The sequence below is a fragment of the Xanthobacter pollutisoli genome (assembly GCF_040044995.1).
GTDB lineage: Bacteria > Pseudomonadota > Alphaproteobacteria > Rhizobiales > Xanthobacteraceae > Xanthobacter.
Genome location: NZ_JBDZDP010000008.1, coordinates 101861 through 127377, shown reverse-complemented (window position 1 = coordinate 127377; position 25517 = coordinate 101861). Strand labels below are relative to the sequence as shown.

Genomic DNA, 25517 nt, shown 5'->3' with positions numbered 1-25517 from the left:
CTCAACCGACTGAACGGTTTAGTCAGAACTCGGTTCCGAGTATATTGAACTGAACGGTTTAGTCAATTACTTTGACAAATGGCTGCATCGGTCGCATGCAGGTAGCCGCCGGAGGAGGGCGGAGATGAGCGAAGCACTTGAACGCGCGAAGGTGGGGGCCGCCCCCGCCCCCGCGGAGCAGGACGTGGAGGCGAAGAAGCGGCTCGACATCATCGATGGCGCGCGGCGGGTCTTCTTCCGCAAGGGCTTCGACGGCGCGAGCATGGACGAGATCGCGCGCGCCGCGGCGGTCTCCAAGGCCACCATCTACGTCTATTTCCAGAGCAAGGCCGACCTGTTCGGCGCCCTGGTGCAGGCCGACCGCCGCAAGTCCGCCGAGCGTCTGTTCGAGTTCGACGAGACGGACAGCGACGTCGCGAGCCTGCTCCACCGCATCGGCGTCACCTTCCTCACCATGATGATCCGGCCGGATCACATCCGCCTGGTGCGCATGGTGATCGGCGTGGCGGAGAAATTTCCCGCCGTGGGCGAGACCTTCTTCGAAGCCGGCCCGTGCCACGGCGGCCGACGCCTCGCCGATCTCCTGCGGCGCCAGACCGAGCTCGGGCGCCTGGACGTGGACGATTGCGAGGCCGCCGCCTTCGAATTCCTCAACCTCTGCAACGGCAAGCTGGTCAAGGGGCTGATGTTCGGACTGTCGGGCCAGCCGACGCCGGAGGCCATCGAGGCTTTGGTGGGACGTGCCGTCCGCGTCTTTCTCGCCGCCTACGGGCCGAAGGACGCGGCGCTCTGACGCCTCGGCGGGGCGATCCGCGCGCCCCGCGTCCTCCGGTCCAGCACACGGACCCTGAACCTCCCGCAATGACACCGTGAATGACGCCCGGCCGCCGATCGACTATGACCCGAGCCTGAGGCAACCACACGGAGATCGGCCCATGTACGCGGTGGAAGTGCGGGACCACATCATGATCGCCCATTCCTTCCGGGGCGAGCTGTTCGGCCCGGCGCAAGCCCTGCACGGCGCCACCTTCGTGGTGGATGTGGCCTTTTTCCGCCGCGATCTCACCGAGGAGGGCGTGGTGGTCGACATCGCCCGCGCCCACGACGCCCTCAAGGCCGTATTGGGTCCGCTCAACTACCGCAACCTCGATGACATCCCGGCCTTCGCCGGCCGCAACACCACGACGGAAGTGCTGGCCCGCCACGTCTTCGACCATATGGCGAACGCTGCGCGCACCGGCGCCCTCGGCACCGGCGGAGACGGCATCGCCCGCATCCGCGTGAGCCTGCACGAATCCCACGTGGCCCGCGCCTGGTACGAGGCGGACCTTGCGGACGCCCGGCCGGCCGAGGGCGACGTGCTGGCGTCGATGCTCTCGTGAGCGCGGGCGGGCCGGCGGTCGCGCTGGTCCATCCCGGCGACATCGCGACGCCCAGCGGCGGCTACGCCTATGACCGGCGGATCCTCGACGGGCTGAGCGCGCTCGGCTTCGCCATCCGCCCGCTGCGGCTCGACGGCGGATTTCCCTTGCCTTCGCAATCGGAGATCGCGGCCGCCCTTGCCACCCTGGCGGCCGCCCCGCCCGGCACGGTTCTTCTGGCGGACGGTCTCGCCCTCGGCGCCCTGCCGGCCGAGGGGCTGAAGGCGCTCGGCCGCCCCATCGTGGCTCTCGTGCATCATCCTCTGGCGCTGGAGCGCGGCCTCGATGCCGCCACCGCCGATCGCCTGCTGGCAAGCGAGCGGGGCGCCTTGTCCGTGGCCAAGGCGGTGATTGCGGTAAGCCCGGAGACCCGCCGCATGCTGGTGACGCGCTATGGTGTCCCGGCCGAGAGGATCACCCTCGCTCTGCCCGGAACGGCCCCCGCTCCCCGCGCGGCGGCGGACGGCATCCCCGCGCGGCTCATCGCCGTGGGCTCCCTCACGCCGCGCAAGGGCTACGACATTCTGCTCGACGCCCTCGACAGCCTCGCCGACCTCGACTGGAGCCTCACCATCGTCGGCAGTCCCGCCTTCGATCCGCCCACCGCCGCCGCCGTGGCCCGGCGCGCCGCCGGCTTCGACGGCCGCATCCGCCTTGCCGGCGCGCTGGACACCGCGGCCCTCGATGCGGCCTATGGCGCAGCGGACATCCTCGTCCACCCCTCCTTGTACGAAGGCTACGGCATGGCTCTGGCGGAAGCCCTCAAGCGCGGCCTTCCCATCGTCGCCACCACCGGCGGCGCTGCGGGCGAGACCGTCCCGGACGGCGCCGGCCTCAAAGTCCCGCCCGGCGATGCGCCGGCGCTGGCAGCGGCTTTGCGCACGCTCCTCATCGCTCCGCATCTGCGGCGCAGGATGGCCGATGCCGCCTTCGCCGCCGGGACCGCCCTGCCCGACTGGCCGCAGACCTGCGCCACCATCGGCCGCGTGCTGAGCGCGGTGCGCCCATGACCGCGAGCGAGGCCGCCACCTTCTCCGCCGGCTGGCTGGCGTTGCGCGAGGCCGCCGACCATCGCGCCCGCTCCGCCGCGCTGGAGGCGCAGCTGGCCAAGGCGGTGGCCGGCCATGATGAGCTGCGGATCGTCGATCTGGGCGCCGGCAGCGGCTCGAACCTGCGGGCGCTGGCACCGCGGCTCGGGCCGCGTCAGCATTGGACCCTCCTCGACCACGACGGCGCCTTGGCCGAGGCGGCGCGCTCCGCCCTCGCCGCGAACGCCGACCGCGCGCACACGGAAGGCGAGACGCTGGTGCTGGACCTTGCCGGGCGGCGGGTGGCGGTGGATTTCGCCATCGCCGACCTTGCCGCCGACCCCGCGGCGGCGCGCGCCCACCATCCGCACCTCGTGACCGCGTCGGCCTTCTACGATCTCGTCTCGGCCGACTGGTGCCGCGGCTTCGCGCAAACGCTCAGGGGCAGCGGCATCGTCGTTCATGCCGCCCTCACCTGCGACGGGCGCGATTCCTGGCATCCGCCCCACGCCGCGGACGCGGCGATCGCCTCGGCCTTCAGCGCCCATCAGGCCAGCGACAAGGGCTTCGGCCCGGCCGCGGGGGCGCAGGCCGCCGCGGTGCTCGCCGCGGCGCTGGCGAATGCGGGCTATGCGATCACGACGGCCGACAGCCCATGGCGCCTCGGCCCGGACGACCGCGCCTTGATCGCCGCCCTGGCGGCGGGGACAGCTGAGGCCGCCCGCGACAGCGGACAGGTCGATGCTGCGACGGCGCAGGCGTGGGCCGAAGCACGGACGCAGGCCGGGTCCTGCGTTATCGGCCATGTGGATCTGCTGGCGCTGCCGGCCTGAGACTCAGTTCAGCCCGGCGATGGCGCGGGCGAAGTCGCGGGCGGCGAAGGGCTGGAGATCGTCCGCCCCCTCCCCCACCCCGATGAGATGGATGGGCAGCTTGTGCTTGGCGGCGATGGCCACGAGGATGCCGCCGCGCGCGGTGCCATCGAGCTTGGTCATGACGAGGCCCGTCACCCCCGCGGTGCGGGCGAAGGCCTCCACCTGAGACAAGGCGTTCTGGCCCACCGTGGCGTCGAGCACGAGCAGCACCGCATGGGGCGCGGTCGGCTCCAGCTTCTTGATGACGCGGACCACCTTCTCCAGCTCCGCCATCAGCTCGGCGCGGTTCTGCAGGCGTCCCGCCGTGTCGATCATCAGGATGTCGGCGCCGGAAGCCCGTGCCTCGGTGATGGCGTCGTGGGCGACGCCGGCGGCATCGGCGCCCTGCTCGCGGGCGATCACGGTGGCGCCCGTGCGCTGGCCCCAGACCTTGAGCTGCTCGATGGCGGCGGCGCGGAAGGTGTCCCCGGCCGCCAGCACCACCTTGCGGCCTTCGTCCCGCCACTGGGCGGCGAGCTTGCCGATGGTGGTGGTCTTGCCCGATCCGTTGACGCCCACCATCAGCACGATGAAGGGCTTTTGCGTGGCATCCACCACCAGCGGCTTTGCCACGGGGGCGAGGATGGACTCCACCTCGCCGGCGATGAGGGCCTTCACCTCCTCCGGCGCGATCATCTTGTCGTGCCGGCCCCGCCCCACCTCCTCGACGATGCGCATGGAGGTCTCGACCCCGAGATCGGCGCGAATCAGCACGTCCTCCAGCTCCTCCAGCGTCTCGGCATCGAGCTTGCGCTTGGAGACGAGGTCGGTGATGCCCTGCCCCAGGCTGGAAGCGGTGCGGGCCAGCCCCGAGGCAAGGCGGCTCCAGAAACCCTTCTTGGGCGCGGGCTCGTCCGAAGCCGAGACCTCTGCGGCCGGCTCCGACGGGGGCGGCTCCGGGACGGGGGGAAGCACGTCCGCGGGTGGCTGGACGGGCTCGGGCTCCGCTTCGTCGGCAAGCTCAGGCTCGGCCGGGGCCACCACGTCGGGCGTCAGTTCAACGGCGGGGGGCGCTTGCGAGGCCACGGCCTCAGCCGCCTCGGCCACTTCGTCGGGTGTTTCAGCCGCGTCGTCGCGGCTGGGCTCCGTCGCGGGCGCCGGCTCGGGGGCCTCGCCGGTCAGCCAGCCCCAGAAGCCGCGCTTGCGCTTGGCATCCTTGGGAGCTGTGCCCTGGGGATCGTCCTCGCTCATGCCTGCCGTTCCTTGAAGGGGCTCACGCCGCGATCAGCCGTGCGCCGTCGTGGCCGGCGATGCGCAGATCGGCGAGGCTGCCGCGCGTCGCCGGCCGGGCGATGCGCACCGGGGTGAAATGTTCGGTATGGCCGCGCCCGCCGGCCTCCACCAGCACCGAGCGGCGCTGGCCGATCTCGGACGAGAGGTGCCGGCGCAGCAGCACCGCTGCGGTCTCGCGCAGCCGCGCGGCGCGGTCCGAGACGGTGCCGCCCGAAAGCTGCGGCATGCGCGCCGCCGCGGTGCCCTGGCGCGGGGAATAGGGAAAGACGTGGAGGAAGGCGAGGCCCGACTCTTCCACGAAGTCGCGGGTGGCGCGGGCCTGCGCCTCGGTCTCGGTGGGAAAGCCGGCGATGATGTCGGCGCCCAGCGCGACCTGCGGCCGCGCCCGGCGCAGCGCCGCGATGAAGGCCAGTGCCTCGCGCCGCGAATGACGCCGCTTCATGCGCTTCAGGATCACGTCGTCGCCCGACTGAAGGGACAGGTGGAGATGGGGCATGAGCCGCTCCTCCTCCGCCAGCGCGTGCATCAGCGCCGCATCGGCCTCCACCGCGTCGAGAGAGGAGAGGCGCAGCCGCTTCAGCTCCGGCACGGCGGCGAGCACCGCCTTGACCAGACGTCCGAGAGTGGGCGCCCCGGGCAGGTCTGCGCCATAGGCGGTGAGGTCGACGCCGGTGAGGACGACTTCCGCATGGCCTGCCTCCACGAGGCGGCGCACCTGCTGCACCACGGCGCCCATGGGCACGCTGCGGGCGGGGCCGCGGGCGAAGGGGATGATGCAGAATGTGCAGCGGTGATCGCAGCCGTTCTGCACCTCGACGAAGGCGCGGGTGTGCCCCTCGAAGCGGTCGGCGAGATGGGGCGTGGCCTCGCGCACCGCCGCCATGTCCTGCACCCGCACCTTGGCGTCGGCGGCGATGCCGAAGTCGAGTGCGGCCCGCACGCTTTGCCAGGTGGCGAGATCGCTCTTCGCGACATTGCCGAGGACGAGGTCCACCTCGTCCATGGCGCCGAAGGTGGCGGGCTCGGTCTGGGCGGCGCAGCCGGTGACCACGATGGGACGGCCCGGCTCGTCCCGCCGCGCCCGGCGGATGGCCTGGCGCGCCTGCCGCACCGCCTCGCCGGTCACCGCGCAGGTGTTGACCACCAGCGCCCGGCTGAGCCCGGCTCCGGCGGCGGCGCGGGCGATCCCGTCCCCCTCCAGCGCATTGAGGCGGCAGCCGAAATTCACCACCTCCACCGCGGTGTCGCAGGCGCTGCCCGCCATCAGGCGGCCTCTTCCAGCATGGCGGGGGTGAGGGTGCCGGCGAACTCATGCTCCACCGGGCCGGTCATCAGCACATGATCGTCGCGCTCGCGCCAAAAAATTTGCAGCGGCCCGCCGGGCAGGGTCACACGCACCTGCCGGCCTGTCCGGCCGGTCAGCGCTGCCGCGACCGCGGTGGCGCAGGCGGCGGTGCCGCAGGCGCGGGTGCGGCCGGCGCCGCGTTCCCACACATGCAGCAGGATGCTGTCCGGCGCGGTGAGGCTGGCGAAGGAGATGTTGGCCCGCTCGGGAAATAGCGGATGATGCTCCAGCGCGCGGCCAAGCCCTTCCACGTCCACCGTGTCCGCATCGGCCGCGAAGAAGATCGCGTGGGGATTGCCCATGCTGACGAGGCAGGCCGGCCCTAGCGCCTCGAAGCCGGGGATGACGACGGCCGCGGTATCCCCCACGTCGCGGGCGAGGGGGATGTCCCGCCAGCCGCGGCGGGGGGCGCCCATGTCCACTTCCACCTGCCCGTCGGCGCGCACGAGGCAGTCGAGCAGGCCGGCCTCGCTCTCGAACAGCACGTGGGGGGCGCCGGTGCGCTCCGCCTCGAGGGCGGCGATGCAGCGTGTGCCGTTGCCGCAGGCGGCGGAAAGCGAACCGTCGGAATTGAGGATGCGCACGAAGGCGGCCGTTCCGTCCTGCCGGGGCGGATAGAGCACCATTGCCTGGTCAAAGGGCAGCACCTGGGGCCGCGCCAGCGCCCGCGCCGCAGCAGGCGTCACCTCCACCGGATCGGCGCGCAGGTCGAGGACGAGGATCTCGTTGCCGAGACCGTTCATCTTCACGAAGGGGCGATGGGCAAGGGGGTTCACGGGCGTTCCAGGCGGCTGAACGGAAGGTGTCGCGCCTTATATGGCGCCGAACCGCCGGCGACACCACCCCCGCGCGCCGCAGCGCCGGAAATCGCGCTGGCGCGCCCGCGCCGCCGCAATCGTGCCGAACTGGCGACGGAGAACATGGTAGACAGCATAACACCGCCGCGGCGGTGCCGGAGGATGAACGATGGCGCGGTTCGGGCTGGCGGGAGCGGCGGCGGAGGTCTCGGGCGGACGGATCGCGGTTGGATGGCGTCCGACCGGCGCGAAGGCCGTGGCCGTCACCCTGCGCGCGATGCTCCTGGCGGCGCTGGCGCTGGGCACGGCCGGCCTGGCGCCCGCTTCCGCCCAGCAGGCGCCCGCCAATCCCCCCGCGGCCGACAGCCTCACGCCCCCGCCCGTGGTGGATCCCAAGCGGGTGGAGACGACGCCCATCACGCCCGGCGCGCCCACCTTCACCCCCGAGGAGATCACCCTCACCCCCGTGCCGGTGCTGACGCTGTCCGGCGCCGCATCCTGGGAGGAGGCCTACGACCGCCTCGTGGCCGGCGTGAAGGAAGCGGATGCCGAGCTGAAGCGCCTCGGCCTCACCCGCTCGGGCGATGTCTTCATCATGTACACCACCAGCGACGAGCGCGGCTTCGACTACGAAATCCAGATGCCGTTCTCCGGAACCACGAGCCAGAAGCCGCAGGCCCCCATGAAGCTCGGCGGATCGTTCGCCGGGAAGGTGCTGAAATTCGTCCACACCGGCTCGTTCAGCGACATGGACAACACCTACGAGCAGATCGCCAATTATCTGGACGAGAAGAACATCGACCAGAACGATCTCTATATCGAGCGCTACCGCAGCGACCTCGCGACTGCCTCCCCCGAAGCGCTGGAGATCGAGGTCCTGGTACCGCTGCCGTAGAGCACGCCACCGCATAGCACCGCCCACCCACGTGAGCGCCTCCGCTCTTCGATCAAGACGGGGCGAAAACGGACGCAACCTGCTGGCGCGGGAACAATTTCGCGCCAAGATGTGACCCGAATCGACGGCTTGGGCGTTACCCATGCGGGACGCTCGTCGCCGAGGGAGAAGCGCATGGCAACCATATCCATAAGACATTGCGTGAAGGGGCGTTCGGGCAACCTGTCCCGCATCGCCGTGGCCGCGGTATTCGGATGGTCGACGGCGATCTATCCGGTTCTCGCGCAGACCACCGCACCGGATCCGCAGGCCCAACCCGCGCCGACCCCCATGCCCCCGCCGCCGCCCGCGCCCGCTGCACCGCCCGCGGATCAGGCTGCCCCGCCGCCCCAGTCGGCCCAGCCGGCCGATCCCAATGCCCAGACGGGTCCAGTCTATTCGATGACCGACCTTGAATACATTCTCGGGCCGGTGGCGCTCTATCCCGACCCGCTGCTCGCCATCCTGTTCCCGGCGACGCTCTATCCGCAGCAGATCGTCGAGGCCTATGACTGGATCAAGGCCAATCCGCGCGACACCAAGGCCCGCCGCTTTGCCGCGGTAGATGCAAAGCCCTGGGATGACAACGTCAAGGCGCTGGTGCGCTTCCCCGACGTCATCATCCTGCTGCGCGAGCACATGGAATGGGCCGAGTCCCTCGGGCTCGCCTTCTCGTCCCAGCCTGACGATGTCTCGCGCACCATCCAGCTGCTGCGCGCCAAGGCGCAGGAGGTGGGCAACCTGAAGACCACCGAGCAGCAGGTGGTGCGCACCGAAGAAAGCGGCGGACAGCGCACCATCTACATCGCGCCGGCCAATCCCGAGCAGATCTACGTGCCGGCCTATGACAGCTCGGAAGTGTTCACCACGTTCACCACCGGCGCTCTGATCTTCGGCAGCGCCGTGCTGGTCGGGTCCTACTGGAACAACCGCTGGGGCTGGAACAACCGGCCGTGGAACTCGGTGTGGGCCGTGCCGCCGCGCTGGAACCGGCCGCCCCATTGGGGACCCGGCTGGGGCGGCGGACGTCCGCCGAACTGGGGCCCCGGCCCGTGGCGTCCCGGTCGTCCGGGGCCCGGCGGTCCCGGACCCGGTCGTCCTGGCTTCCCTGACCGCCCCGGCTTCCCTGACCGCCCCGGCGCAGGACGTCCCGGCTTCCCCGATCGGCCCGGACCCGGACGGCCCGGATTCCCGGATCGGCCCGGCGTAAACGGACGGCCCGGCATCGCCGACCGGCCTGGTGTCGGACCCGGGCGGCCCGGCATTCCCGATCGGCCCGGCGTCGGCCCCAATCGTCCCGGCGTGCCCGATCGTCCCGGCGCGGGGGCCAACCGCCCCGACCGGCCCGACCGCCCGGCGGCCGGCCAGAACCGGCCGAACCGCCCGTCGGCCAAGCCGAACCGTCCGGCCAACGCGCGCCCGGCCCAGCGGCCCCAGGCGCGGCCCCGGCCGCAGCAGGTGCGTCCCAAGCAGGTGCGGCCGCAGCAGCGGGTGCGGCCGGCGCAGCGGGTGAGGCCCGCCCAGCAGGCGCGGCCCAGGCCGCAGGCCCGCCCGCATCGCGCCATGCCCCAGCACCGGGCCCGTCCGGCGGGGCGCGGCCGCCATTGACGCAACGTCCGCTGCCCGCGACCGCGGGCAGCGGACTCCTTCGGCGCCAGCACCCTTTCCTTCCGCGCGCGAATCTCCTTCACTGGCGCGGAGCCGCCTTGCCGGGCGCCGGTCCGACGGCCGCTACGAGGCCGCCACCGCTGCCGCCGGGCCATCGCGGAGGGTTTGATGCCGCGACTGTTCACCGCCATCGAAATTCCCCGCGAGGTCGGCCTCAGCCTGTCCATGCTGCGGGGCGGGCTCTCCGGCGCGCGCTGGATCGACCCCGAGAACTATCATGTCACGCTGCGCTTCGTGGGCGACGTGGACGACGCCACAGGCCGCGACATCATGCTGATGCTGGGCCAGGTGCGGCGCCCCGCCTTCGATCTGGTGCTGGACGGCCTCGACCAGTTCGGCGGCCACAAGCCCCGCGCCGTCTTCGCTGCTGTGAAGTCCAATCCGGCGCTGATGGAGCTGCAGGCCGAGCAGGAGCGCATCATGCAGCGCCTCGGCCTCGGGGCCGAGGGCCGCAACTACAAGCCCCATGTCACCCTCGCCCGGCTGCGCGACGCCTCCTCGCGGCAGGTGGCCGACTATCTGGCGACCCGCGGCCCCTACCGCAGCGCCACGTTTCGGGTGCCCCGCTTCGTGCTGTTCTCCTCGCGCGATTCCGTGGGCGGTGGCCCCTATCTGGTGGAAGCCGCCTATCCTCTGCTCTGAGGGCAATCGGGGGACTTGCGGCGCCGCGCACCATCCCCATGTGACCTGCATGAGCACGCGCCCCTTCGACGCCGCCACCGCCGGCCAACTCACTGACGCCGACCTCTCCGAGGAGGCCCGCGCCCAGGCGGCGCGCGACGAGGCCAAGGTACGCCGGGGCTTCTGGCGCAAGATGCGCGGCGCCGCCCGCCACGTCCCCTTTGCCGAGGATGCGGTGGCGACCTATTACGCCGCGTTCGACCGCGAGACGCCGCTGAAGGTGCGGGCGACCCTGCTCGCCGCCCTCGCCTATTTCGTCCTGCCGATCGACATCGCGCCGGACCTGCTGCCGATCATCGGCTTCGGCGACGATGCGGCCGTGCTGATGGGCGCGCTCAAGCTGATCTCGGGCTATGTGAAACCCGAGCATTACGATGCCGCGCGGGATGCGCTGTCCGGCGCGGAGCCGTCGGACACCCCGTCAGCCTGACGCGACTCAGCCGTCGACGGTCAGCACCACCTTGCCCTTGACCCGGCGCCCGGCGATCTCGCCCAGGGCGTCGGCGCAGCGCTCCAGCGGGAACGTCTTGTCCACATGGGCCGAGAGGCGCCCGTCGCGGGCGAGCGCCATGAGCTCGGAGACCACGCCCCGCAGCCACGTGGGATTGGAGCGCGCCTGCGCCCCGAAGGCAACGCCGCGGGCATCGCAATTCTTCACCAGCAGCAGATTGAGCGGGATCTTCGGGATCTCGCCGGCGGCGAAGCCCACCACCAGGAAGCGGCCGAGGGGGCCGAGCGCCCGCAGGGCCTGCTCCGCCATCTCGCCGCCCACCGGATCATAAACGAGGTCGAGGCCGTCGGGGCCGCCGAACGTCTTGAGCGCGGCCTTCAGGTCGCCTTCGGCATAGTTGAAGCCTTCGTCGGCCCCGTGGTCGAGGGCGAAGCGCACCTTCTCCGCCGAGGAGGCGCAGGCGATGATGCGGGCGCCCAGCACACGGCCGAGCTCCACCGCCGCAAGCCCCACCCCGCCCGAAGCGCCCAGCACGGCGAGCCGCTCGCCGGGCTTGATCTCGCCCCGATCGCGGAGCGCGTACATGGCGGTGCCGTAGGTGACGATGAGCCCCGCCGCTTTCACCAGATCCACATCTGCCGGCACATGGGCGAGGAAGGCGGCGGGCACCACCACGCGCTCGCGGGCCATGCCGTGGGTGAGATAGCCGCAGACCCGGTCGCCCGCGGCAAATCCCGTCACCCCCGCGCCCACCGCCGCCACGTGGCCGGAGAATTCCGCACCGGGCGAGAAGGGCAGCTGGGGCTTCACCTGATAGAGATCGCGGATGATGAGCGTGTCGAAGAAATTGAGGCCGATGGCCTTCACGCTGACCACCACTTCGCCGGGACCCGGCTGCGGATCCGGCAGGTCGTGGATCTCAAGCTCCTCGGGAGGACCATGCCGCACGCACACGACCGCTTTCATGGGCTCTCCTTCCCTTTCCGCCGGCGGGGCGGATTACCAAAAATTAACCCAAGGAGCCGCAATCAACGGCTAAAGACGGGCTTTCCGCGGCGGCAGACCTGCCCGCCAGATGCCCGCCTTGCGCTCCCGGCCGGAGCCGGACAGTCTCCAAATCCCTACGGCGCAACGAATCGCACGGGATTCGGCATCCGGCGCATTGAGCGGAGCGGACCCTTTGGTTTAGGAAAACGCAAGACGGCCTCGCCATTTTTTTGACCGCCTGCGCCGCTACCCGACGTGACGCGGTCAAGCCACAGTCCGGCTCGCCTCAGGGCCCCAGCGAATTGGAGAAGCCATGACGCTTCCTCGTGTCCATCCTGCTCTCCTGGGCGTCATCCTCGCCTGCGCCGCAGCGGCGCCCGCCGCAGCCCAGGCCCAGGCCCAATCCAAGTCCGTGGCGCAGTTCGGCGACTGGAGCGTCTATGTGTCCACCGCGAGCCCGAAGGTCTGCTACGCCATCACCCAGCCGAAGGCGCGTGCGCCCGAGGGGCTGAAGCGCGACCCGGCCTATTTCTTCGTCTCCACCCGCCCGGGGGAGAATGTGAAGAACGAGGTGACGGTGACCGTCGGCTTTCCCCTCAAGGAGGGGTCGGACGCCACCCTCACCATCACCAACGGCATGACTCTCCAGCTCTACACCAAGGACCAGGGCGCCTGGGTGCGCAACGTGGCCGACGAGGCGAAGCTGGTGGAAGCCATGAAGCGCGGCAAGGACCTGACCGTTGCCTCCACGTCGCTGCGGGGCAACGTGACCACCGACAAATATTCACTCGTCGGCCTCGGTCAGGCCCTCGACCGGGTGGCGCAGGAATGCAAGTGAGCTTGCTCGGGCGCAGGACTTGAGGATCGGTCGGGCGCGGGCATCGCCCGCCCCGCTCGGCCTCAGCTGCCGGGCAGCTCCAGCACGCCGTTGGGGCTGAAATGGTCGATAATGGTCGGCAGGTGCTTGGCGAGAAGCTCCGGCAGCATGTCCGCCTGAAGTCCGAGAGAGCCGGCCGCGGCCTCGAGGGGCTCCGGGCCAAGGGCCGTCACGATCTCATCCGCGCTGACCGGCACGTTGGGCTCGGTGGAGATCCAGCTGTCCACCTCGTGGCCGAGCCCCGCCTCGCGGAGCCGGGCCAGCACACCTTCGATGCTGCCGTAGGGCGTCTTCGCCAAAGCGCCATTGAGGATGCCCGGCAGCGCCTGGGCCATGGGGCCGTTCAGCAGGGTCTCGATGAGCGCGCCGGCGCCGTCGGGACCGGCCTTGCTCAGCATGTTGCCGAGCATCCCGCCCATCATGCCGCCCATCATCTGGTCGAACAGGCCCATGCCGAAGCTCCCCGGCTGCCGCGCGGGCGGCGCACATCGCGGCCACGCTCCGCTGCGCTGCACGATGCGGCGCGATCCGGCTTGGTGTACCGGATCGCCGGAACGCTGTCGATCAGCCGGGCGCGGGTCACGATCGCTTCATCGCCTGCGGCCCCGCGCCGCTGGGACGGCGTGTGACCTATGCATCAGCATGATCTGCCGTTAACGGCTCGCAGGTGATGATCCCACTGCCCTTGTTTGCAGCCCTCGCGCTCATGACCGCGCTCGCCGCGTTGGCCGTGCTGTGGCCGCTGTCGCGCGCCCGTACCGCGAAGGCGACCCGCGAGGCGGATCTCGCGGTCTACCGCGACCAGCTGGCGGAAATCGCCCGCGACGCCAAGGCCGGGCGCCTGCCCGCCGCCGAGGCGGAGGCCGCCCGCGTCGAGGTCGCCCGCCGCATGCTCGCCGCCGACGCGCTGCGCGAGGGCGAAAGCAGCGCAACCACGCCCGCCGGCCTGGACGGAACCGATGCGAGCGCGGCCGCCCGCCGGCGCCGCGCCGCCGCGCTCGCCGCGCTGCTCTTCGTACCGGCTTTTGCGGCAGCGCTCTATGCGACCATGGGATCGCCCGGCCTGCCCGGCGCGCCGCTGGCCGAGCGCCTCACCGCCGCGCCCGACCGCAGCGACGTGGCGATCCTCGTGCGGCGCGTGGAGGAGCACCTTCAGAAAAACCCCAATGACGGCCAAGGCTACGAGATCCTGGCGCCGATCTATCTGCGCCTCGGACGGCCCGAGGACGCCGCCCGTGCCTATGGCGAGGCGATCCGCATCCTCGGCCCCACCGCCGAGCGCCAGTCGTCCCGGGGCGAGGCGCTGGTGGTGGCCGCCGAGGGGCTTGTCACCGCCGATGCCGCCCGCGCCTTCGCCCTCGCCCTCGCCCTTGATCCGAGCGAGCCGCGCTCCGCCTATTTCCTCGGCCTCGCCGCCGAGCAGGACGGGCGGGCGCCCGACGCCGCCCGCATCTGGTCCGACATGCTCGCCCGCGCCCCGGCCGGCGCGCCCTATCGCCCCATGGTCGCCGCTGCCCTCGCCCGCGTCGGCGGCGCACCGCCGTCGATTTCATCGCCGCCCGGCACGCCCCCCATGGCCGCGCCCACGCCCGGCCAACCGGGTCCGGCGGCGGCGGATGTGGCGGCCGCCGCCCAAATGTCGCCGCAGGATCGGGACGCCATGGTCCGCGGCATGGTCGACCGCCTCGCCGAGCGGCTCGCGCAGCAACCCGAGGATATCGAGGGCTGGCTGCGGCTGATCCGGGCCTATGGTGTTCTGGGCGAGAAGGCCAAGGCCGAGGCGGCGCTGAAGAGCGCCCGCACCGCCTTCAAGGACGACGCGGCGGCGCTCGCCCGGCTCGACGCAGCCGAGAAGGCGCTGGCCGAGGGAGGAAAAGGATGACGCGCAAGGGCCGGCGGCTGGTTCTCATCGGGGCAGGGCTCGGCGTGCTCGCGCTCGCCGCGGGGCTCATCCTCTCGGCCCTCAACGACACCATCGTGTTCTTCCGCACCCCCACGGAGGTGGCGCAGCAGCAGGTGGCGCCGGGGGCCCGCCTGAGGCTGGGCGGCCTCGTGGAGACCGGATCCGTCGCCAAGTCTGGCACCCTGACCACCTTCGCCGTCACCGATGGGAACGCCACGGTCAAGGTCGCCTATTCCGGCATCCTGCCGGACCTGTTCCGCGAGGGTCAGGGCGTGGTGGCCGAGGGCGCGCTGCAGCCGGATGGCTTGTTCAAGGCCGACAGCGTGCTCGCCAAGCACGACGAGAAATATATGCCGCGCGAGGTGGCCGACGCCCTCAAGCAGCAGGGCCACTGGAAGGACGGCGCGCCCGCGCCCGGCGCCGCCTCCCCCGCCCAGCGCCAGCCGGGGAGCTGAGCATGATCGCCGAGCTCGGCCAGTACGCCCTCGCCCTCGCCTTCGCGCTCTCCCTCGCGCAGGTGGTGCTGCCGGCCTGGGGCGCGCGGCGGGGCGATGCCGTGCTGATGGGGACCGCCGGCTTCATCGCCATGGCGCTCTTCGGCTTCGTCACCTTCGCCTTCGCCATGCTGGTGCAGCTCTACGTCACCTCGGACTTCACCGTGGTGAACGTGGTGGAGAACTCGCACTCGCAGATGCCGGCGATCTACAAGATCACATCTACCTGGGGGAACCACGAAGGCTCCATGCTCCTGTGGGTGTTCGTGCTCGCCTTCTTCGGCGCGCTGGTGGCGCTGTTCGGCTCCAATTTGCCCGACCGCCTAAAGGCGCTCGTGCTGGCGGTGCAGGGCGCGGTGGCGGCGGCCTTCCTCTCCTTCATCCTGTTCACCTCCAATCCCTTCCTGCGCCTCGTGCCCCCGCCGGCCGAGGGGCGCGACCTCAACCCCATCCTCCAGGACCCGGGCCTCGCCATCCATCCGCCGCTGCTTTACCTCGGCTACGTGGGGCTCTCCATTTCCTTCTCCTTCGCCATCGCCGCGCTGATCGAGGGCCGCATCGACGCCGCCTGGGCGCGCTGGGTGCGCCCCTGGACGCTCGCTGCCTGGATCTTCCTGACCCTCGGCATCGCCATGGGCTCCTACTGGGCCTATTACGAGCTCGGCTGGGGCGGCTGGTGGTTCTGGGACCCGGTGGAGAACGCCTCCCTCATGCCGTGGCTCGCGGCCACCGCTCTGCTGCACTCCGCCGTGGTGATGGAAAAGCGCGACGCGCTGAAGGTGTGGACCATCCTCCTCGCCATCCTCGCCTTCTCCCTGTCGCTGGTGGGCACCTTCCTGGTGCGCTCGGGCGTGCTGACCTCGGTGCACGCCTTCGCCAGCGATCCGACGCGCGGCGTGTTCATTCTCGCCATCCTCACCTTCTTCATCGCCGGCGGGCTAACCCTCTTCGCCTTGCGCGCCTCCGAGCTGAAGCAGGGCGGCATCTTCGCTCCCATCTCGCGGGAGGGGGCGCTGGTGTTCAACAACCTCTTCCTCACCGCTGCCACCGCGGCGGTGCTTGTGGGCACGCTGTATCCCCTGGCTTTGGAGGCGCTGACCGGCGCGAAGATCACCGTCGGTCCGCCCTATTTCAACCTCGCCTTCGGCGGCCTGATGCTGCCGCTCGTGTTCGCCATGCCGTTCGGCCCGCTGCTCGCCTGGAAACGGGGCGACCTCATGGGCGTCGCCCAGCGCCTGATGCTGGCCGCCGGTCTCGCCATCGTCGCGGCGGTGGTCACGTCGGCCGCCACCACCGGTGGGCCGGTTCTGGCGCCGCTGGCGGTGGGCCTTTCCGTCTTCATCATGCTGGGCGCCCTCACCGACATCGCCGAGCGAGCCGGCCTCGGCCGGGTCAATGCCAAGGTCGCGCTCTCCCGCCTCGCCGGCGTGCCGCGCTCCGCCTTCGGCACCGCCATTGCCCATTTCGGCGTCGGCGTCTGCCTGCTCGGCATCGCCTGCGAAGCCTCCTGGAGCCTTGAGAAGATCGCCGCCATGAAGGTGGGCGACGCCGTCGCCATCGGCAGCCGCACCCTGACCCTTGAGCGCCTGGAGAACCGGACCGGCCCCAATTTCCGCGCCCGCACCGCGGTCTTCGCCATCCGCGAGGGCAGTGTCTCCGACGGCACCATCGAGGCCTCGCGCCGCCTGTTCGCCGCCCGGCAGATGGCGACCACCGAGGCCGGCATCCGCACCTTCGGGGCAAGCCAGCTCTATGTGAGCATGGGCGAGGAGAGCCCGGACGGCCACGTCTCCGTGCGCGCCACCTACAAGCCGTTCGTGACGCTCATCTGGCTCGGCGCGGTGGTGATGGCGCTGGGCGGCGCCCTGTCGCTGGCCGACCGACGGCTTAGAGTTGGCGCCCCGCGCCCTGCGGCGAAAAAGCAGCGGCAGGCCGCGGCACCGGCGGAATAGACCGTGTCGCCGCGGATACGGTTCGCGCAGCATGCCGAAGTGGTATTGCGCGACCGCGAGATCGCCCGCGCATGGATCGAGCAAACACTGGCCGCGCCTGAGTGGGAGATGGAAGACCCGCGCGATCCCTGCCTGCGGCTCGCCTCCGCCGCCATTGCGGAGCGGGGCGGGGCGGGCGCAACCTGCGCGTGGTATATCGGACCGAAGAAACGGACCTCTTCGTTGTGACGGCCTTTTTGATCGCGGAGCGCGGCGGCCATGAAAATGGATTACGATCAGGAGACGGACGCCATGTTCTTCCGCTTTGCCACTGGCACTCTCGTGGAGAGCGAGGGAATCTCGCCGGGCATCGTGCTGGATTTCGATGCGGAAGGTCGCATCGTCGCCATGGAAGTGCTGGACGCCCGCAAGCGCCAAGCGCCCGGCGCCGTTCCCTCTGCGGCGGAGTGAGCGGCATGGGAGCGAACCTGCGCACGCTCGTGGCCGGAACCCTGCTGGGCCTCGCCCTCGCAGCGCCGGCTCTTGCCGTGCAGCCGGACGAGGTGCTGGGTGATCCGGTGCTGGAGAGCCGCGCCCGCGCCATCTCCGCCGAGCTGCGCTGCATGGTGTGCCAGAACCAGTCCATCGACGATTCCGACGCCCCCCTCGCCAAGGACCTGCGCGTGATCGTGCGCGAGCGGCTGAAGGCCGGCGACAGCGACAGCCAGGTGCTCGACTTCATGGTGGCCCGCTACGGCGAGTTCGTGCTGCTGCGGCCGACCTTCTCCTGGCGCAATGCCCTGCTGTGGGCCACTCCGCTGATCGTGCTGCTGCTCGGCGGCATCGGTGCCCTCCTCGCGCTTCGCCGGCGCCGGGCGGCCGGACCCGCGCCCCGTCTCTCGGCGGCGGAAGAAGCCCGGCTGAAGGCACTGCTGGCGGAAGGCGACGCGGCCCCGCCCGGCAAGCCCTGAGGGCCGCGCAGGGCAGCTCGCGCATTCTTCCCGTGGAAAGGCGGGCCGCGAGGGATTATGTGTGGCAGATGATGCCCACGCCTGAAGCCATGACCAAGCCTGAGACCGCCGCGCTCGCCACGGGCGCCGAAACCGTGCCCTCGCCCGTCCGCACGTCCGCCGCCCTTAAGTCGCTCGTCGGCCTCGACCGGGATAAGCTGGGCGATGCGCTCGACGCCATCGGCGTGAAGGGCTCGGAGCGGCGCATGCGCGTCAACCAGCTCTGGCACTGGATCTATCTGCGCGGCGCCATGGACTTCTCGGAGATGACCAACGTCTCCAAGCACCTGCGGGCGCGGCTGGAGGAGGCGTATACGCTGGCCCGGCCAGAGATCGTCATGGAGCAGGTGTCCCAGGACGGCACCCGCAAGTGGCTGCTGCGCTTTCCCGCCGACCTGCCCGGCGAGAAGCCCCACGACATCGAGACCGTCTATATCCCGGAGAGCGACCGCGGCACGCTGTGCGTCTCCTCCCAGGTCGGCTGCACCCTCAACTGCTCCTTCTGTCACACCGGCACCCAGCGCCTGGTGCGCAACCTGACCGCCGCCGAGATCGTCGCCCAGGTGATGGTGGCCCGCGACCGGCTGGGCGACTATCCCGGCCGCGACCGCGCGGTGGGGCCGGGCCTGCCGACCGAGGGCGACCGCCTCGTCACCAACATCGTCTTCATGGGCATGGGCGAGCCGCTCTATGCCTATGACAGCGTGAAGGAAGCCATCGAGATCCTGTCGGACGGCGACGGCCTCGGCCTCGGCAAGCGCCGCATCACCGTCTCCACCTCCGGCGTGGTGCCGGAGATCGAGCGCCTCGGCTCCGAGGTCGGCCCCATGCTCGCCATCTCGCTGCATGCGGTGAAGGACGACCTGCGCGACGTGCTGGTGCCCATCAACAAGAAGTATCCCATCAAGGAATTGATGGAGGCCTGCCGCACCTATCCCGCCGCCTCCAACGCCAAGCGCATCACCTTCGAATATGTGATGCTGAAGGGCGTGAACGACAGCCCGGCCGACGCCAGGGCGCTGGTGAAGCTCCTGGAAGGCGTTCCGGCCAAGATCAACCTCATCCCGTTCAATCCCTGGCCGGGCACGCAGTACGAATGCTCGGACTGGGAGACCATCGAGCGCTTCTCGGACATCGTGTTCCGCGCAGGTTACGCGAGCCCGGTGCGCACCCCGCGCGGGCGCGACATCCTCGCCGCCTGCGGCCAATTGAAGAGCGAGAGCGAGAAGCTCACCGCCCGCGAGCGCCTCGCCTACCGCGCCATGATGGCCCAGGTGGACTAGCGCGGCGGGGATCAGACAATGCTGGATCATATGGGCATAGCGGTGCGCGACGTGGGGCGCTCGCGCGACTTCTACCTCGCGGTGCTGGCGCCGCTCGGCTACGGCATCGTCATGGAGGCCCACCCGCCCGGCGGCCACAGCTACATCGGCTTCGGCGCCATGAAACCGGAGTTCTGGATCGGCGACGCGGCGGCCAGGACGGGGCATCTGCACGTGGCCTTCGCGGCCAAGGACCGCGCCAGCGTCGACGCCTTCCATGCGGCAGCGCTCGCCGCCGGCGGGCGCGACAACGGCCCGCCGGGGCTGCGGCCGGACTATCATCCCCATTATTATGCGGCGTTCGTGTTCGACCCCGACGGCCTCAACGTGGAAGCCGTCTGCCACCTGCCGGAGTGATGCCCGACGCATGGACAATCTTGCCCGCCTGCTGCTGCGCTTTTTGCTGGTCCCGCTCGGCTATTTTTCGGCGGTGATCGCCGGCGCGTGCGTGATCCTCGTCGGCGAATGGCGCATCGGCACGCTCTTCGAGGCGAGCCGGCCCGACGAGGCGGCCATGGGCTTCATCTTCGCCATCATCGTTTCGGTGACGATGCTGGTGCTGCTGCTGTCCCTCATGTGGCTGGTGGCGGCGGTGGGCATCCTGTTCTCCGAAGCCTTCGCTGTGCGCTCCTGGATGTTCCACGCGGCCAACGGCGTCATCTCGGCCTATGTGGGGGCTCAGTTGCTCGGCCCCATGTACGGCCCGCCCGCAGCGGCGGAGGACCCGTTCTACATCGTCGCCGCGGGCCTCGCGGGCGGGCTCGCCTACTGGCTGGTGGCGGGCTCCACCGCCGGCTTCTTCAAGCCGATCCTGCGCTCGGCGGCGGACCGCGCCCGGCCTCTGCCGCCGCCTCCCGCCCGGCCGGAGCTGTCCCCGCCCGCCGGCCGGCGCGACCCGCCCGAGCGGCCCCTGCCGCCTCAGTTACCGCCCGCGTGATGGCGGAGGGCGCCGACCAGACCGAAGGCGCGACCGCCTCCCCCAAGGGCAGGCTGGCGCTGGCCTATCTCGCGAGCGTCGTCGTCACCGTCAGCCTGCTGCCCCTCGTGGGCGCCGCCATGGACGCCCTCGTCCCCGCCGACGCCGCGCCCGGCGGCCTCGCGCTTTATTATGGCGTCGCCATCCTCTCCGCCGGCTTTGCCTATGGCCTCGCCGCCGTGTGCGGGCTGCTGCCGGCGCTCCTCTGGATCGCCGCATCGGAGCGGCACCAATTGCGATATCCCCTGGCGCACACGCTGGCCGGCGCAGTCTGGGCGGCAGCCGGATGGCTGCTCTTCTCCATCGTCACCGACGCGCTGGCCGATCCCCTGCTCGGGCGGGTCGCGGCCGACCTCTTCATCGCCGGCGCGTTCGGCGGCCTCGCCTATTGGGCGGTGGCGGGACGCCGCGCGGGCTTAGGCCGCCCGCCCGCCACCCCGGGCGCGCAACAATCCTTTGATTCCACCGGCGGTTCCCGCTAAGCCTCGCCCTCCAGCCGCGCGAACGCCATGACCAAGACCGACGCTCCCCTCCCCGACGCCCCCCTCTCGCTCGCCGACCTGCGATCCGAGATCGACCGCATCGACGAGGCCATGCACCAGCTCCTGATGGAGCGCAGCGAGATTATCGACCGCCTGGTGCAGGTGAAGCGCACCGCCGGCGCGGAGGGCGGCTCGGCCTTCCGCCCGGCCCGCGAGGCCGACATGATGCGCCGGCTGGTGGAGCGCCACCACGGGCTTCTGCCCCTCGACACGGTGGAGAGCATCTGGCGGGTCATCATCGCCACCTTCACCTACGTCCAGGCGCCATATGCGGTACACGCCGACCTCGCGGTGGGCGAGCCCGCCATGCGCGACAGCACCCGCTTCCACTTCGGCTTCACCGTGCCGTTCGTTCCCCACATGGGCGCGCGCGGGGTGGTCGAGGCGGTGAAGGGCTCCACCGGCGACCTCGGCCTCATCTCGGCCTCCGCCCCCGCCGGCGGCGACCCGTGGTGGACGGCCCTGGAGCCGGCCGGCGCGCCCAAGATCATCGCCCGCCTGCCGTTCGTGGAGCGGGCCGACCATCCCGCCGGCCTGCCGGTGTTCGTGGTTTCCCACCCCATCGCCGACGCGGCGGTGCGCGAGGTCCGCGTCTATTCGCTGCGCGTCACGGGATGGAGCGCGGCGGCCGGGCGTGCCATACCGGCCTTCGCCGAGGTGGTGGTGGCGCCGGACGAGGCGCTCGACGGCGCCGCCCTCCTCGTGTCGCTGCCCCCCGGCCACGTGGTGGACGAGGTGACCGGCCCCCTCGCCGAGACCGGCGCCGGCATCCGCGCCGTGACCGAGGTGGGCAGCCACGCCGCCATCTACCGCGTTGGGGGAGAGACGGCCGCCGCGCGACCGTAAAGCAAGACCTCTGGAGTTGCCTGACATGTCCGCCGTGCTGAAAGACCCCGCTCCCACCGCCGGCCGGCCCGAGCCGAGGCCGGGCGTGCTCGCCATCCAGGCCTACGTGCCGGGCAAGAGCCACGCGCCGGGGGTGGAGAAGGTCTTCAAGCTCTCGTCCAACGAGACGCCGCTCGGCCCCAGCGACAAGGCGCTCGCCGCCTTCGCCGCGGCCGGCCTGAAGCTGCAGGATTATCCCGACGGCTCCGCCACCGTGCTGCGCGAGGCCATCGCCAAGGCCCAAGGCCTCGACCCGGCCCGCATCATCTGCGGCGCCGGCTCCGACGAGATCCTGAACCTCGTCGCCCACGCCTATCTGGGGCCGGGCGACGAGGCGATCTTCACCGAGCACGGCTTCCTCGTCTACAAGATCGCCACCCTTGCCGCCGGCGGCGTGCCCGTGGTGGCGCCCGAGCGCGACCTGACCGCCGACGTGGACGCCATCCTCGCGCTGGTGACGCCCCGCACGCGCCTCGTCTTCCTCGCCAATCCCAACAATCCCACCGGCACCTATCTGCCGTTCGACGAGGTCCGGCGCCTCCACGCCGGCCTGCCCTCCAACGTGCTGCTGGTGCTGGACGCGGCCTATGCCGAATACGTCCGCCGCAACGATTACGAGACCGGGCTGGAGCTGGCGCTGTCCACCGAAAACGTCCTGATGAGCCGGACCTTCTCCAAGATCCATGGCCTCGCCGCCCTGCGCGTCGGCTGGGCGGTGGGTCCGGCCCACGTCATCGACGCCATGAACCGCATCCGCGGCCCGTTCAACATGAACACGCCGGCCCTGCTCGCCGGCGCCGCCGCCATCGCCGATGCCGCCCATGTGGAGCAGGCGGTGGCGCACAACGAGCGCTGGCTGCCGTGGCTCACCGGCCAGATCGAGGCGCTGGGCCTGAAGGTCACGCCCTCGGTCGCCAACTTCGTGCTCATCCACTTCCCCGACACCCCCGGCCGTACGGCGAAGGAGGCGGACGCCTTCCTCACCCGCCGCGGCCTGGTGCTGCGGCAGGTGGCCAGCTACGGCCTGCCCAACGCCCTGCGGATGACCGTGGGTTCGGAGGAGGCGAACCAGCTCGTGGTCGCCGCCCTCGCCGATTTCATGGCGGGCAAGGACGCCACGGCGAAGGGTGACGCGGGGTCCCCCGCGTGATCCGACCGCTCGTTCCCCGTCTCGCCATCATCGGCGCCGGGCTCATCGGCTCCTCGCTGGCGCGCGCCGCCCGCGAGAAGCATCTGGCGGGCACCATCGTGGTGGCCGATGCCGATGACGCCGTGTGCGCGCGGGTGCGCCAGCTCGGCTTTGCAGACGTGGTGACGACGCACGCGGCGGAGGCGGCAGCGGATGCCGACGTGGTGGTGGTGGCCGTGCCCGTCGGCGCCTCCGGCGCCGTTGCGGCGCAGGTCGGTCCCGCGCTCAAGGCGGGCGCCATCCTCTCCGATGTGGGATCGGTGAAGGGCTTCGTGGTGGAGACCATGGCGCCCCACGTGCCCGCCCATGCCCATCTCGTGCCCGCCCATCCGGTGGCCGGCACCGAGTTCTCCGGCCCCGACGCCGGCTTCGCCAGCCTGTTCGAGAACCGCTGGTGCATCGTCACGCCGCCCGAGGGATCGGACCCGGCGGCGGTGGAGCGCGTCGTCGCCGTGTGGCGGGCGGCGGGTGCGAACGTGGAGGTCATGAGCGCCCAGCACCATGATCTGGTGCTCGCCATCACCAGCCACGTGCCGCACCTCATCGCCTACAACATCGTGGGCACGGCGGCGCATCTGGAGGAGACGCTGACCTCCGAGGTCATCAAATTCTCCGCTGGCGGCTTCCGCGACTTCACCCGCATCGCCGCGTCCGACCCCACCATGTGGCGCGACGTGTTCCTCACCAACCGGGAGGCGGTGCTGGAGATGCTCGGCCGCTTCACCGAGGACCTCACTGCCTTGCAGCGGGCCATCCGCTACGGCGACGGCGATGCCCTGTTCGAGCATTTCGCCCGCACCCGGGCAATCCGCCGCTCCATCATCGAGCAGGGGCAGGAGACCGCTGCCCCCGACTTCGGCCGGCGCGCCGCCGAAAAGCCGAAGCACGAGGACAGCTGAGCCGGCGGTTTCGCCCGACGCGAGCGCCTGTCATCCGGACTGCACCCTTTCGTGCCACCATTCCGCCGAACTCTGGCGCGACCTCTCTGGGGCCGTCCGCACTGCGCCGCCGGCGCTTCGGGGCGGACGACGCCCGGCGAACAAGGATGACGACACTGACCAAGGCGCGCTTTCCGCTCCTCGCCCTGCTCCTCGCACTGGTGCTGCTGCCGCGCCCCGCCGCGGCCCATCCCCATGTCTGGGTCACCATGAAGACCGAGCTGGTCTATGGCGCGGACGGGCAGCTGGCCGCCCTCAAGCAGGCCTGGACCTTCGACGACGCCTTTACCGCCTTCGCGCTCCAAGGCATGGAAAAGCAGAAGGACGGGAGCTATGGCGACGACGTGCTGAAGCCGCTCGCCGAGGTGAACATCACCTCGCTGAAGGAATACGAGTATTTCGTCCGCGGCAAGACGGCCACCGCCAAGCTCGCCTTCAAGGATCCGACCGACTATTACCTCACCTACGAGAACGAGGCGCTGACGCTGCACTTCACCTTGCCCCTGGCGAAGCCCGCGCCCGCCAAGGGCAGCCTGACGGTGGAGATCTACGATCCCACCGCCTTCGTCTCCTTCTCCTTCGCGGAGAAGGACCCGGTGAAGATGGTGGCCGCCCCGGCCGGCTGCAGCCAGCAGGTGGTCTCGCCCGAGCCCCCGGCAAGCTCGACCCTGAGCGAAGCCTTCTTCTCCAACCTCACGTCCGCCAGCACCTATGGCGCGCAATTCGCCGACAAGATCACGGTGAAGTGCCCGTGAGCGGATTGCTTCCGGGCGGTTCACTCGCTGCCCCCGCCGGCCGCATGCGCCGGACGGGAGAATGGCTGTTCGCTCTGGGCGCCTTGCTCGTGCTGGCTCTGCTTCTGGCGCTCATGCTCTTTCCCGACTTCGCTTTCGCCCAGACCCAGCCGTTTGGCGGCGCGCCGGCCAAGCCGACCCCGTTCGGGCTTGGTGGTGGCGCCGCGGCGCCTTCCGGCATGACCGGCTTCATCCTGGCGAAGCAGGCCGAATTCTATCGCGCGCTGGTGCAGGCGGTGCGCGCCGCCAAGCAGGACGGCAATGCCACTTGGCTGCTGGCTGGCCTCTCCTTCGCCTATGGCGTGTTCCACGCCGCTGGTCCCGGCCACGGCAAAGCGGTGATTTCCTCCTACCTCCTCGCCGACGGCGGCACGCTGAAGCGCGGCGCCGCGCTGTCCCTCGCCGCGGGCATGGTGCAGGCGGTGGCGGCGGTGATCTTCGTCGGTATCCTCGCCATCGCGCTCGGTGCCACGGCGGTCTCCATGGCGCAGGCCATGACGGTGGTGGAAGTCGCAGCCTATGGCGGCATCGGCCTCTTCGGCCTTTATCTCGCGATCGTGAAGGGACGTGCGCTTCTTGCTGCGGCGCGGGGCGCGCCGGCGCATCAGCACGGCGCGGACTGCGGCTGCGGCGACAGCCATGCCCCGGACCCCGCCCTTCTCACAGGCACCGGCGGGTGGCGGCGCGCCGCCGTGGCGGTCGTGTCGGCCGGGGCGCGGCCGTGTTCCGGCGCCATCCTGGTGCTCACCTTCGCGCTGTCGCAAGGGGTCTTCATGAGCGGCGTGGCGGCCGCCTTCGCCATGGGTCTCGGCACCGCCGCCATGGTCACGGCCATCGCCGCGGTGGCGGTCTATGGCAAGCGCCTCGCGGTGCGCCTCGCCGGCGGCGACGGGCGCTTCGCCGAGGTGGCGCGCCTCGGCCTCGAATTCGGCGCGGCGCTGCTGGTGATGGCGTTCGGCTTCGCTCTGCTCACCGGCTATCTAGAGAGCGAGCGCCTCTTGCCGGGCTAGTTCGTGCTGCGCCGCCGGTGCGCACCGCGTGCGTTGCACCAAAATGCGCCACGCCCACCGTTTCAGCAATTTCATTGCGCTTTGAATTAAAACAACGAAATTGCCGGGTGCGACACTCCGTGCCAGCCTAATGGGTGATCGGCTGCGCGTCGCAAGACTTGCGCGGCCGCGTGGTCCAAAGCCTCGC

At 70.9% G+C, this 25517-nt stretch carries 29 protein-coding genes; 24 read left to right on the top strand and 5 right to left on the bottom strand.

What is annotated here, in order from left to right; translation table 11 throughout:
* The first annotated feature begins 124 nt into the window (after window positions 1–124).
* From ABLE93_RS16535 to ABLE93_RS16520, 4 genes are all read left to right on the top strand, one after another.
* Window positions 125–793: a TetR/AcrR family transcriptional regulator gene (locus tag ABLE93_RS16535; RefSeq protein WP_348840945.1), complete on the top strand. Its 669-nt coding sequence runs from the start codon at window positions 125–127 to the stop codon at window positions 791–793.
* A gap of 142 nt (window positions 794–935) precedes the next feature.
* A complete protein-coding gene (locus tag ABLE93_RS16530; protein ID WP_348840944.1) occupies window positions 936–1382 on the top strand; it encodes a 6-pyruvoyl trahydropterin synthase family protein in 447 nt (148 codons plus the stop codon).
* Entirely contained in the window at window positions 1379–2431 is a 1053-nt protein-coding gene (locus ABLE93_RS16525) for a glycosyltransferase family 4 protein (RefSeq protein ID WP_348840943.1), read from the top strand. The genes ABLE93_RS16530 and ABLE93_RS16525 overlap by 4 nt, the downstream gene beginning before the upstream one ends.
* Window positions 2428–3282, top strand: coding sequence for an SAM-dependent methyltransferase (locus ABLE93_RS16520; protein ID WP_348840942.1), 855 nt, complete (start codon window positions 2428–2430; stop codon window positions 3280–3282). The genes ABLE93_RS16525 and ABLE93_RS16520 overlap by 4 nt, the downstream gene beginning before the upstream one ends.
* Before the next feature lie 3 nt (window positions 3283–3285).
* Here the strand turns inward: ABLE93_RS16520 and ftsY are convergent, their stop codons facing one another.
* From ftsY to dapF, 3 genes are read right to left on the bottom strand one after another with little or no spacing between them, the layout of a single operon-like run.
* On the bottom strand, window positions 3286–4554 hold the full coding sequence (gene ftsY, locus ABLE93_RS16515) for a signal recognition particle-docking protein FtsY (RefSeq protein ID WP_348840941.1): 1269 nt from the start codon (window positions 4552–4554) through the stop codon (window positions 3286–3288).
* A gap of 22 nt (window positions 4555–4576) precedes the next feature.
* Window positions 4577–5860: a tRNA (N(6)-L-threonylcarbamoyladenosine(37)-C(2))-methylthiotransferase MtaB gene (gene mtaB / locus ABLE93_RS16510; RefSeq protein ID WP_348840940.1), complete on the bottom strand. Its 1284-nt coding sequence runs from the start codon at window positions 5858–5860 to the stop codon at window positions 4577–4579.
* Window positions 5860–6717 carry a diaminopimelate epimerase gene (dapF, locus tag ABLE93_RS16505; RefSeq protein WP_348840939.1) on the bottom strand — a complete coding sequence of 286 codons (858 nt, stop codon included), beginning with the start codon at window positions 6715–6717 and terminating at the stop codon, window positions 5860–5862. The genes mtaB and dapF overlap by 1 nt, the downstream gene beginning before the upstream one ends.
* A gap of 190 nt (window positions 6718–6907) precedes the next feature.
* On the opposite strand from dapF, the gene ABLE93_RS16500 reads away from it, so the two are divergent.
* The 4 genes from ABLE93_RS16500 (at window position 6908) to ABLE93_RS16485 (ending at window position 10451) form a co-directional block, all read left to right on the top strand.
* Window positions 6908–7633 carry a GyrI-like domain-containing protein gene (locus ABLE93_RS16500; protein ID WP_348840938.1) on the top strand — a complete coding sequence of 242 codons (726 nt, stop codon included), beginning with the start codon at window positions 6908–6910 and terminating at the stop codon, window positions 7631–7633.
* Between the two features lie 174 nt (window positions 7634–7807).
* Entirely contained in the window at window positions 7808–9280 is a 1473-nt protein-coding gene (locus ABLE93_RS16495; protein ID WP_348840937.1) for a DUF3300 domain-containing protein, read from the top strand.
* A gap of 168 nt (window positions 9281–9448) precedes the next feature.
* On the top strand, window positions 9449–9982 hold the full coding sequence (thpR, locus tag ABLE93_RS16490; RefSeq protein WP_348840936.1) for an RNA 2',3'-cyclic phosphodiesterase: 534 nt from the start codon (window positions 9449–9451) through the stop codon (window positions 9980–9982).
* Window positions 9983–10031: 49 nt separating this feature from the next.
* The gene (locus tag ABLE93_RS16485) at window positions 10032–10451 is read left to right on the top strand and encodes a YkvA family protein (RefSeq protein WP_348840935.1); all 420 of its coding nucleotides are present in this window, start codon (window positions 10032–10034) and stop codon (window positions 10449–10451) included.
* A 6-nt stretch (window positions 10452–10457) separates the two neighbouring features.
* Here the strand turns inward: ABLE93_RS16485 and ABLE93_RS16480 are convergent, their stop codons facing one another.
* Entirely contained in the window at window positions 10458–11438 is a 981-nt protein-coding gene (locus ABLE93_RS16480) for an NADPH:quinone oxidoreductase family protein (RefSeq protein WP_348840934.1), read from the bottom strand.
* Between the two features lie 334 nt (window positions 11439–11772).
* On the opposite strand from ABLE93_RS16480, the gene ABLE93_RS16475 reads away from it, so the two are divergent.
* Entirely contained in the window at window positions 11773–12297 is a 525-nt protein-coding gene (locus tag ABLE93_RS16475; protein ID WP_348840933.1) for an invasion associated locus B family protein, read from the top strand.
* A 62-nt stretch (window positions 12298–12359) separates the two neighbouring features.
* Here ABLE93_RS16475 and ABLE93_RS16470 read toward each other — a convergent pair whose 3' ends face one another.
* Window positions 12360–12851 (bottom strand): YidB family protein, encoded by a 492-nt coding sequence (locus ABLE93_RS16470; protein ID WP_510183042.1) that lies wholly within the window; start codon window positions 12849–12851, stop codon window positions 12360–12362.
* Window positions 12852–13015: 164 nt separating this feature from the next.
* Here ABLE93_RS16470 and ccmI point away from each other — a divergent pair, with 164 nt between their 5' ends.
* From ccmI to ABLE93_RS16395, 15 genes are all read left to right on the top strand, one after another.
* A complete protein-coding gene (gene ccmI, locus ABLE93_RS16465) occupies window positions 13016–14218 on the top strand; it encodes a c-type cytochrome biogenesis protein CcmI (protein WP_510183045.1) in 1203 nt (400 codons plus the stop codon).
* Complete coding sequence (ccmE, locus tag ABLE93_RS16460; RefSeq protein ID WP_348840930.1) at window positions 14215–14694, top strand: cytochrome c maturation protein CcmE; 480 nt, start codon at window positions 14215–14217, stop codon at window positions 14692–14694. Before ccmI ends, ccmE begins: the two co-directional genes overlap by 4 nt.
* 2 nt (window positions 14695–14696) lie before the next feature.
* The gene (locus tag ABLE93_RS16455) at window positions 14697–16685 is read left to right on the top strand and encodes a heme lyase CcmF/NrfE family subunit (RefSeq protein WP_348840929.1); all 1989 of its coding nucleotides are present in this window, start codon (window positions 14697–14699) and stop codon (window positions 16683–16685) included.
* Window positions 16686–16688: 3 nt separating this feature from the next.
* Complete coding sequence (locus ABLE93_RS16450; protein ID WP_348840928.1) at window positions 16689–16913, top strand: hypothetical protein; 225 nt, start codon at window positions 16689–16691, stop codon at window positions 16911–16913.
* Between the two features lie 30 nt (window positions 16914–16943).
* The gene (locus ABLE93_RS16445; protein WP_348840927.1) at window positions 16944–17135 is read left to right on the top strand and encodes a DUF2283 domain-containing protein; all 192 of its coding nucleotides are present in this window, start codon (window positions 16944–16946) and stop codon (window positions 17133–17135) included.
* A gap of 5 nt (window positions 17136–17140) precedes the next feature.
* Window positions 17141–17635, top strand: coding sequence for a cytochrome c-type biogenesis protein (locus tag ABLE93_RS16440; RefSeq protein ID WP_348840926.1), 495 nt, complete (start codon window positions 17141–17143; stop codon window positions 17633–17635).
* Window positions 17636–17706: 71 nt separating this feature from the next.
* Window positions 17707–18957 carry a dual-specificity RNA methyltransferase RlmN gene (gene rlmN / locus ABLE93_RS16435; protein WP_510183044.1) on the top strand — a complete coding sequence of 417 codons (1251 nt, stop codon included), beginning with the start codon at window positions 17707–17709 and terminating at the stop codon, window positions 18955–18957.
* A gap of 18 nt (window positions 18958–18975) precedes the next feature.
* Window positions 18976–19353 carry a VOC family protein gene (locus ABLE93_RS16430; RefSeq protein ID WP_348840924.1) on the top strand — a complete coding sequence of 126 codons (378 nt, stop codon included), beginning with the start codon at window positions 18976–18978 and terminating at the stop codon, window positions 19351–19353.
* 10 nt (window positions 19354–19363) lie between these two features.
* The gene (locus ABLE93_RS16425; RefSeq protein ID WP_348840923.1) at window positions 19364–19933 is read left to right on the top strand and encodes a hypothetical protein; all 570 of its coding nucleotides are present in this window, start codon (window positions 19364–19366) and stop codon (window positions 19931–19933) included.
* Window positions 19933–20454, top strand: a complete 522-nt coding sequence (locus ABLE93_RS16420; protein WP_348840922.1) for a hypothetical protein — start codon at window positions 19933–19935, stop codon at window positions 20452–20454. The genes ABLE93_RS16425 and ABLE93_RS16420 overlap by 1 nt, the downstream gene beginning before the upstream one ends.
* Window positions 20455–20481: 27 nt before the next feature.
* Window positions 20482–21360, top strand: a complete 879-nt coding sequence (locus ABLE93_RS16415) for a chorismate mutase (RefSeq protein WP_348840921.1) — start codon at window positions 20482–20484, stop codon at window positions 21358–21360.
* A gap of 25 nt (window positions 21361–21385) precedes the next feature.
* Entirely contained in the window at window positions 21386–22549 is a 1164-nt protein-coding gene (gene hisC / locus ABLE93_RS16410; protein ID WP_348840920.1) for a histidinol-phosphate transaminase, read from the top strand.
* Window positions 22546–23487 carry a prephenate/arogenate dehydrogenase family protein gene (locus ABLE93_RS16405; protein ID WP_348840919.1) on the top strand — a complete coding sequence of 314 codons (942 nt, stop codon included), beginning with the start codon at window positions 22546–22548 and terminating at the stop codon, window positions 23485–23487. Before hisC ends, ABLE93_RS16405 begins: the two co-directional genes overlap by 4 nt.
* Window positions 23488–23633: 146 nt before the next feature.
* The gene (locus ABLE93_RS16400) at window positions 23634–24281 is read left to right on the top strand and encodes a DUF1007 family protein (RefSeq protein ID WP_348840918.1); all 648 of its coding nucleotides are present in this window, start codon (window positions 23634–23636) and stop codon (window positions 24279–24281) included.
* Complete coding sequence (locus ABLE93_RS16395) at window positions 24278–25330, top strand: nickel/cobalt transporter (protein WP_348840917.1); 1053 nt, start codon at window positions 24278–24280, stop codon at window positions 25328–25330. Before ABLE93_RS16400 ends, ABLE93_RS16395 begins: the two co-directional genes overlap by 4 nt.
* The last annotated feature ends 187 nt before the right edge of the window (window positions 25331–25517 follow it).

What these genes read in the sequence shown, in the direction of transcription:
- ABLE93_RS16535 (WP_348840945.1), top strand. Translation starts at nt 125, where the DNA reads ATGAGCGAAGCACTTGAACGCGCGAAGGTGGGGGCCGCCCCCGCCCCC.
- ABLE93_RS16530 (WP_348840944.1), top strand. Translation starts at nt 936, where the DNA reads ATGTACGCGGTGGAAGTGCGGGACCACATCATGATCGCCCATTCCTTC.
- ABLE93_RS16520 (WP_348840942.1), top strand. Translation starts at nt 2,428, where the DNA reads ATGACCGCGAGCGAGGCCGCCACCTTCTCCGCCGGCTGGCTGGCGTTG.
- ftsY (WP_348840941.1), bottom strand. Translation starts at nt 4,554, where the DNA reads ATGAGCGAGGACGATCCCCAGGGCACAGCTCCCAAGGATGCCAAGCGC.
- mtaB (WP_348840940.1), bottom strand. Translation starts at nt 5,860, where the DNA reads ATGGCGGGCAGCGCCTGCGACACCGCGGTGGAGGTGGTGAATTTCGGC.
- ABLE93_RS16500 (WP_348840938.1), top strand. Translation starts at nt 6,908, where the DNA reads ATGGCGCGGTTCGGGCTGGCGGGAGCGGCGGCGGAGGTCTCGGGCGGA.
- ABLE93_RS16495 (WP_348840937.1), top strand. Translation starts at nt 7,808, where the DNA reads ATGGCAACCATATCCATAAGACATTGCGTGAAGGGGCGTTCGGGCAAC.
- thpR (WP_348840936.1), top strand. Translation starts at nt 9,449, where the DNA reads ATGCCGCGACTGTTCACCGCCATCGAAATTCCCCGCGAGGTCGGCCTC.
- ABLE93_RS16485 (WP_348840935.1), top strand. Translation starts at nt 10,032, where the DNA reads ATGAGCACGCGCCCCTTCGACGCCGCCACCGCCGGCCAACTCACTGAC.
- ABLE93_RS16480 (WP_348840934.1), bottom strand. Translation starts at nt 11,438, where the DNA reads ATGAAAGCGGTCGTGTGCGTGCGGCATGGTCCTCCCGAGGAGCTTGAG.
- ABLE93_RS16475 (WP_348840933.1), top strand. Translation starts at nt 11,773, where the DNA reads ATGACGCTTCCTCGTGTCCATCCTGCTCTCCTGGGCGTCATCCTCGCC.
- ccmE (WP_348840930.1), top strand. Translation starts at nt 14,215, where the DNA reads ATGACGCGCAAGGGCCGGCGGCTGGTTCTCATCGGGGCAGGGCTCGGC.
- ABLE93_RS16455 (WP_348840929.1), top strand. Translation starts at nt 14,697, where the DNA reads ATGATCGCCGAGCTCGGCCAGTACGCCCTCGCCCTCGCCTTCGCGCTC.
- ABLE93_RS16445 (WP_348840927.1), top strand. Translation starts at nt 16,944, where the DNA reads ATGAAAATGGATTACGATCAGGAGACGGACGCCATGTTCTTCCGCTTT.
- ABLE93_RS16440 (WP_348840926.1), top strand. Translation starts at nt 17,141, where the DNA reads ATGGGAGCGAACCTGCGCACGCTCGTGGCCGGAACCCTGCTGGGCCTC.
- rlmN (WP_510183044.1), top strand. Translation starts at nt 17,707, where the DNA reads ATGCCCACGCCTGAAGCCATGACCAAGCCTGAGACCGCCGCGCTCGCC.
- ABLE93_RS16430 (WP_348840924.1), top strand. Translation starts at nt 18,976, where the DNA reads ATGCTGGATCATATGGGCATAGCGGTGCGCGACGTGGGGCGCTCGCGC.
- ABLE93_RS16425 (WP_348840923.1), top strand. Translation starts at nt 19,364, where the DNA reads ATGGACAATCTTGCCCGCCTGCTGCTGCGCTTTTTGCTGGTCCCGCTC.
- ABLE93_RS16420 (WP_348840922.1), top strand. Translation starts at nt 19,933, where the DNA reads ATGGCGGAGGGCGCCGACCAGACCGAAGGCGCGACCGCCTCCCCCAAG.
- ABLE93_RS16415 (WP_348840921.1), top strand. Translation starts at nt 20,482, where the DNA reads ATGACCAAGACCGACGCTCCCCTCCCCGACGCCCCCCTCTCGCTCGCC.
- hisC (WP_348840920.1), top strand. Translation starts at nt 21,386, where the DNA reads ATGTCCGCCGTGCTGAAAGACCCCGCTCCCACCGCCGGCCGGCCCGAG.
- ABLE93_RS16400 (WP_348840918.1), top strand. Translation starts at nt 23,634, where the DNA reads ATGACGACACTGACCAAGGCGCGCTTTCCGCTCCTCGCCCTGCTCCTC.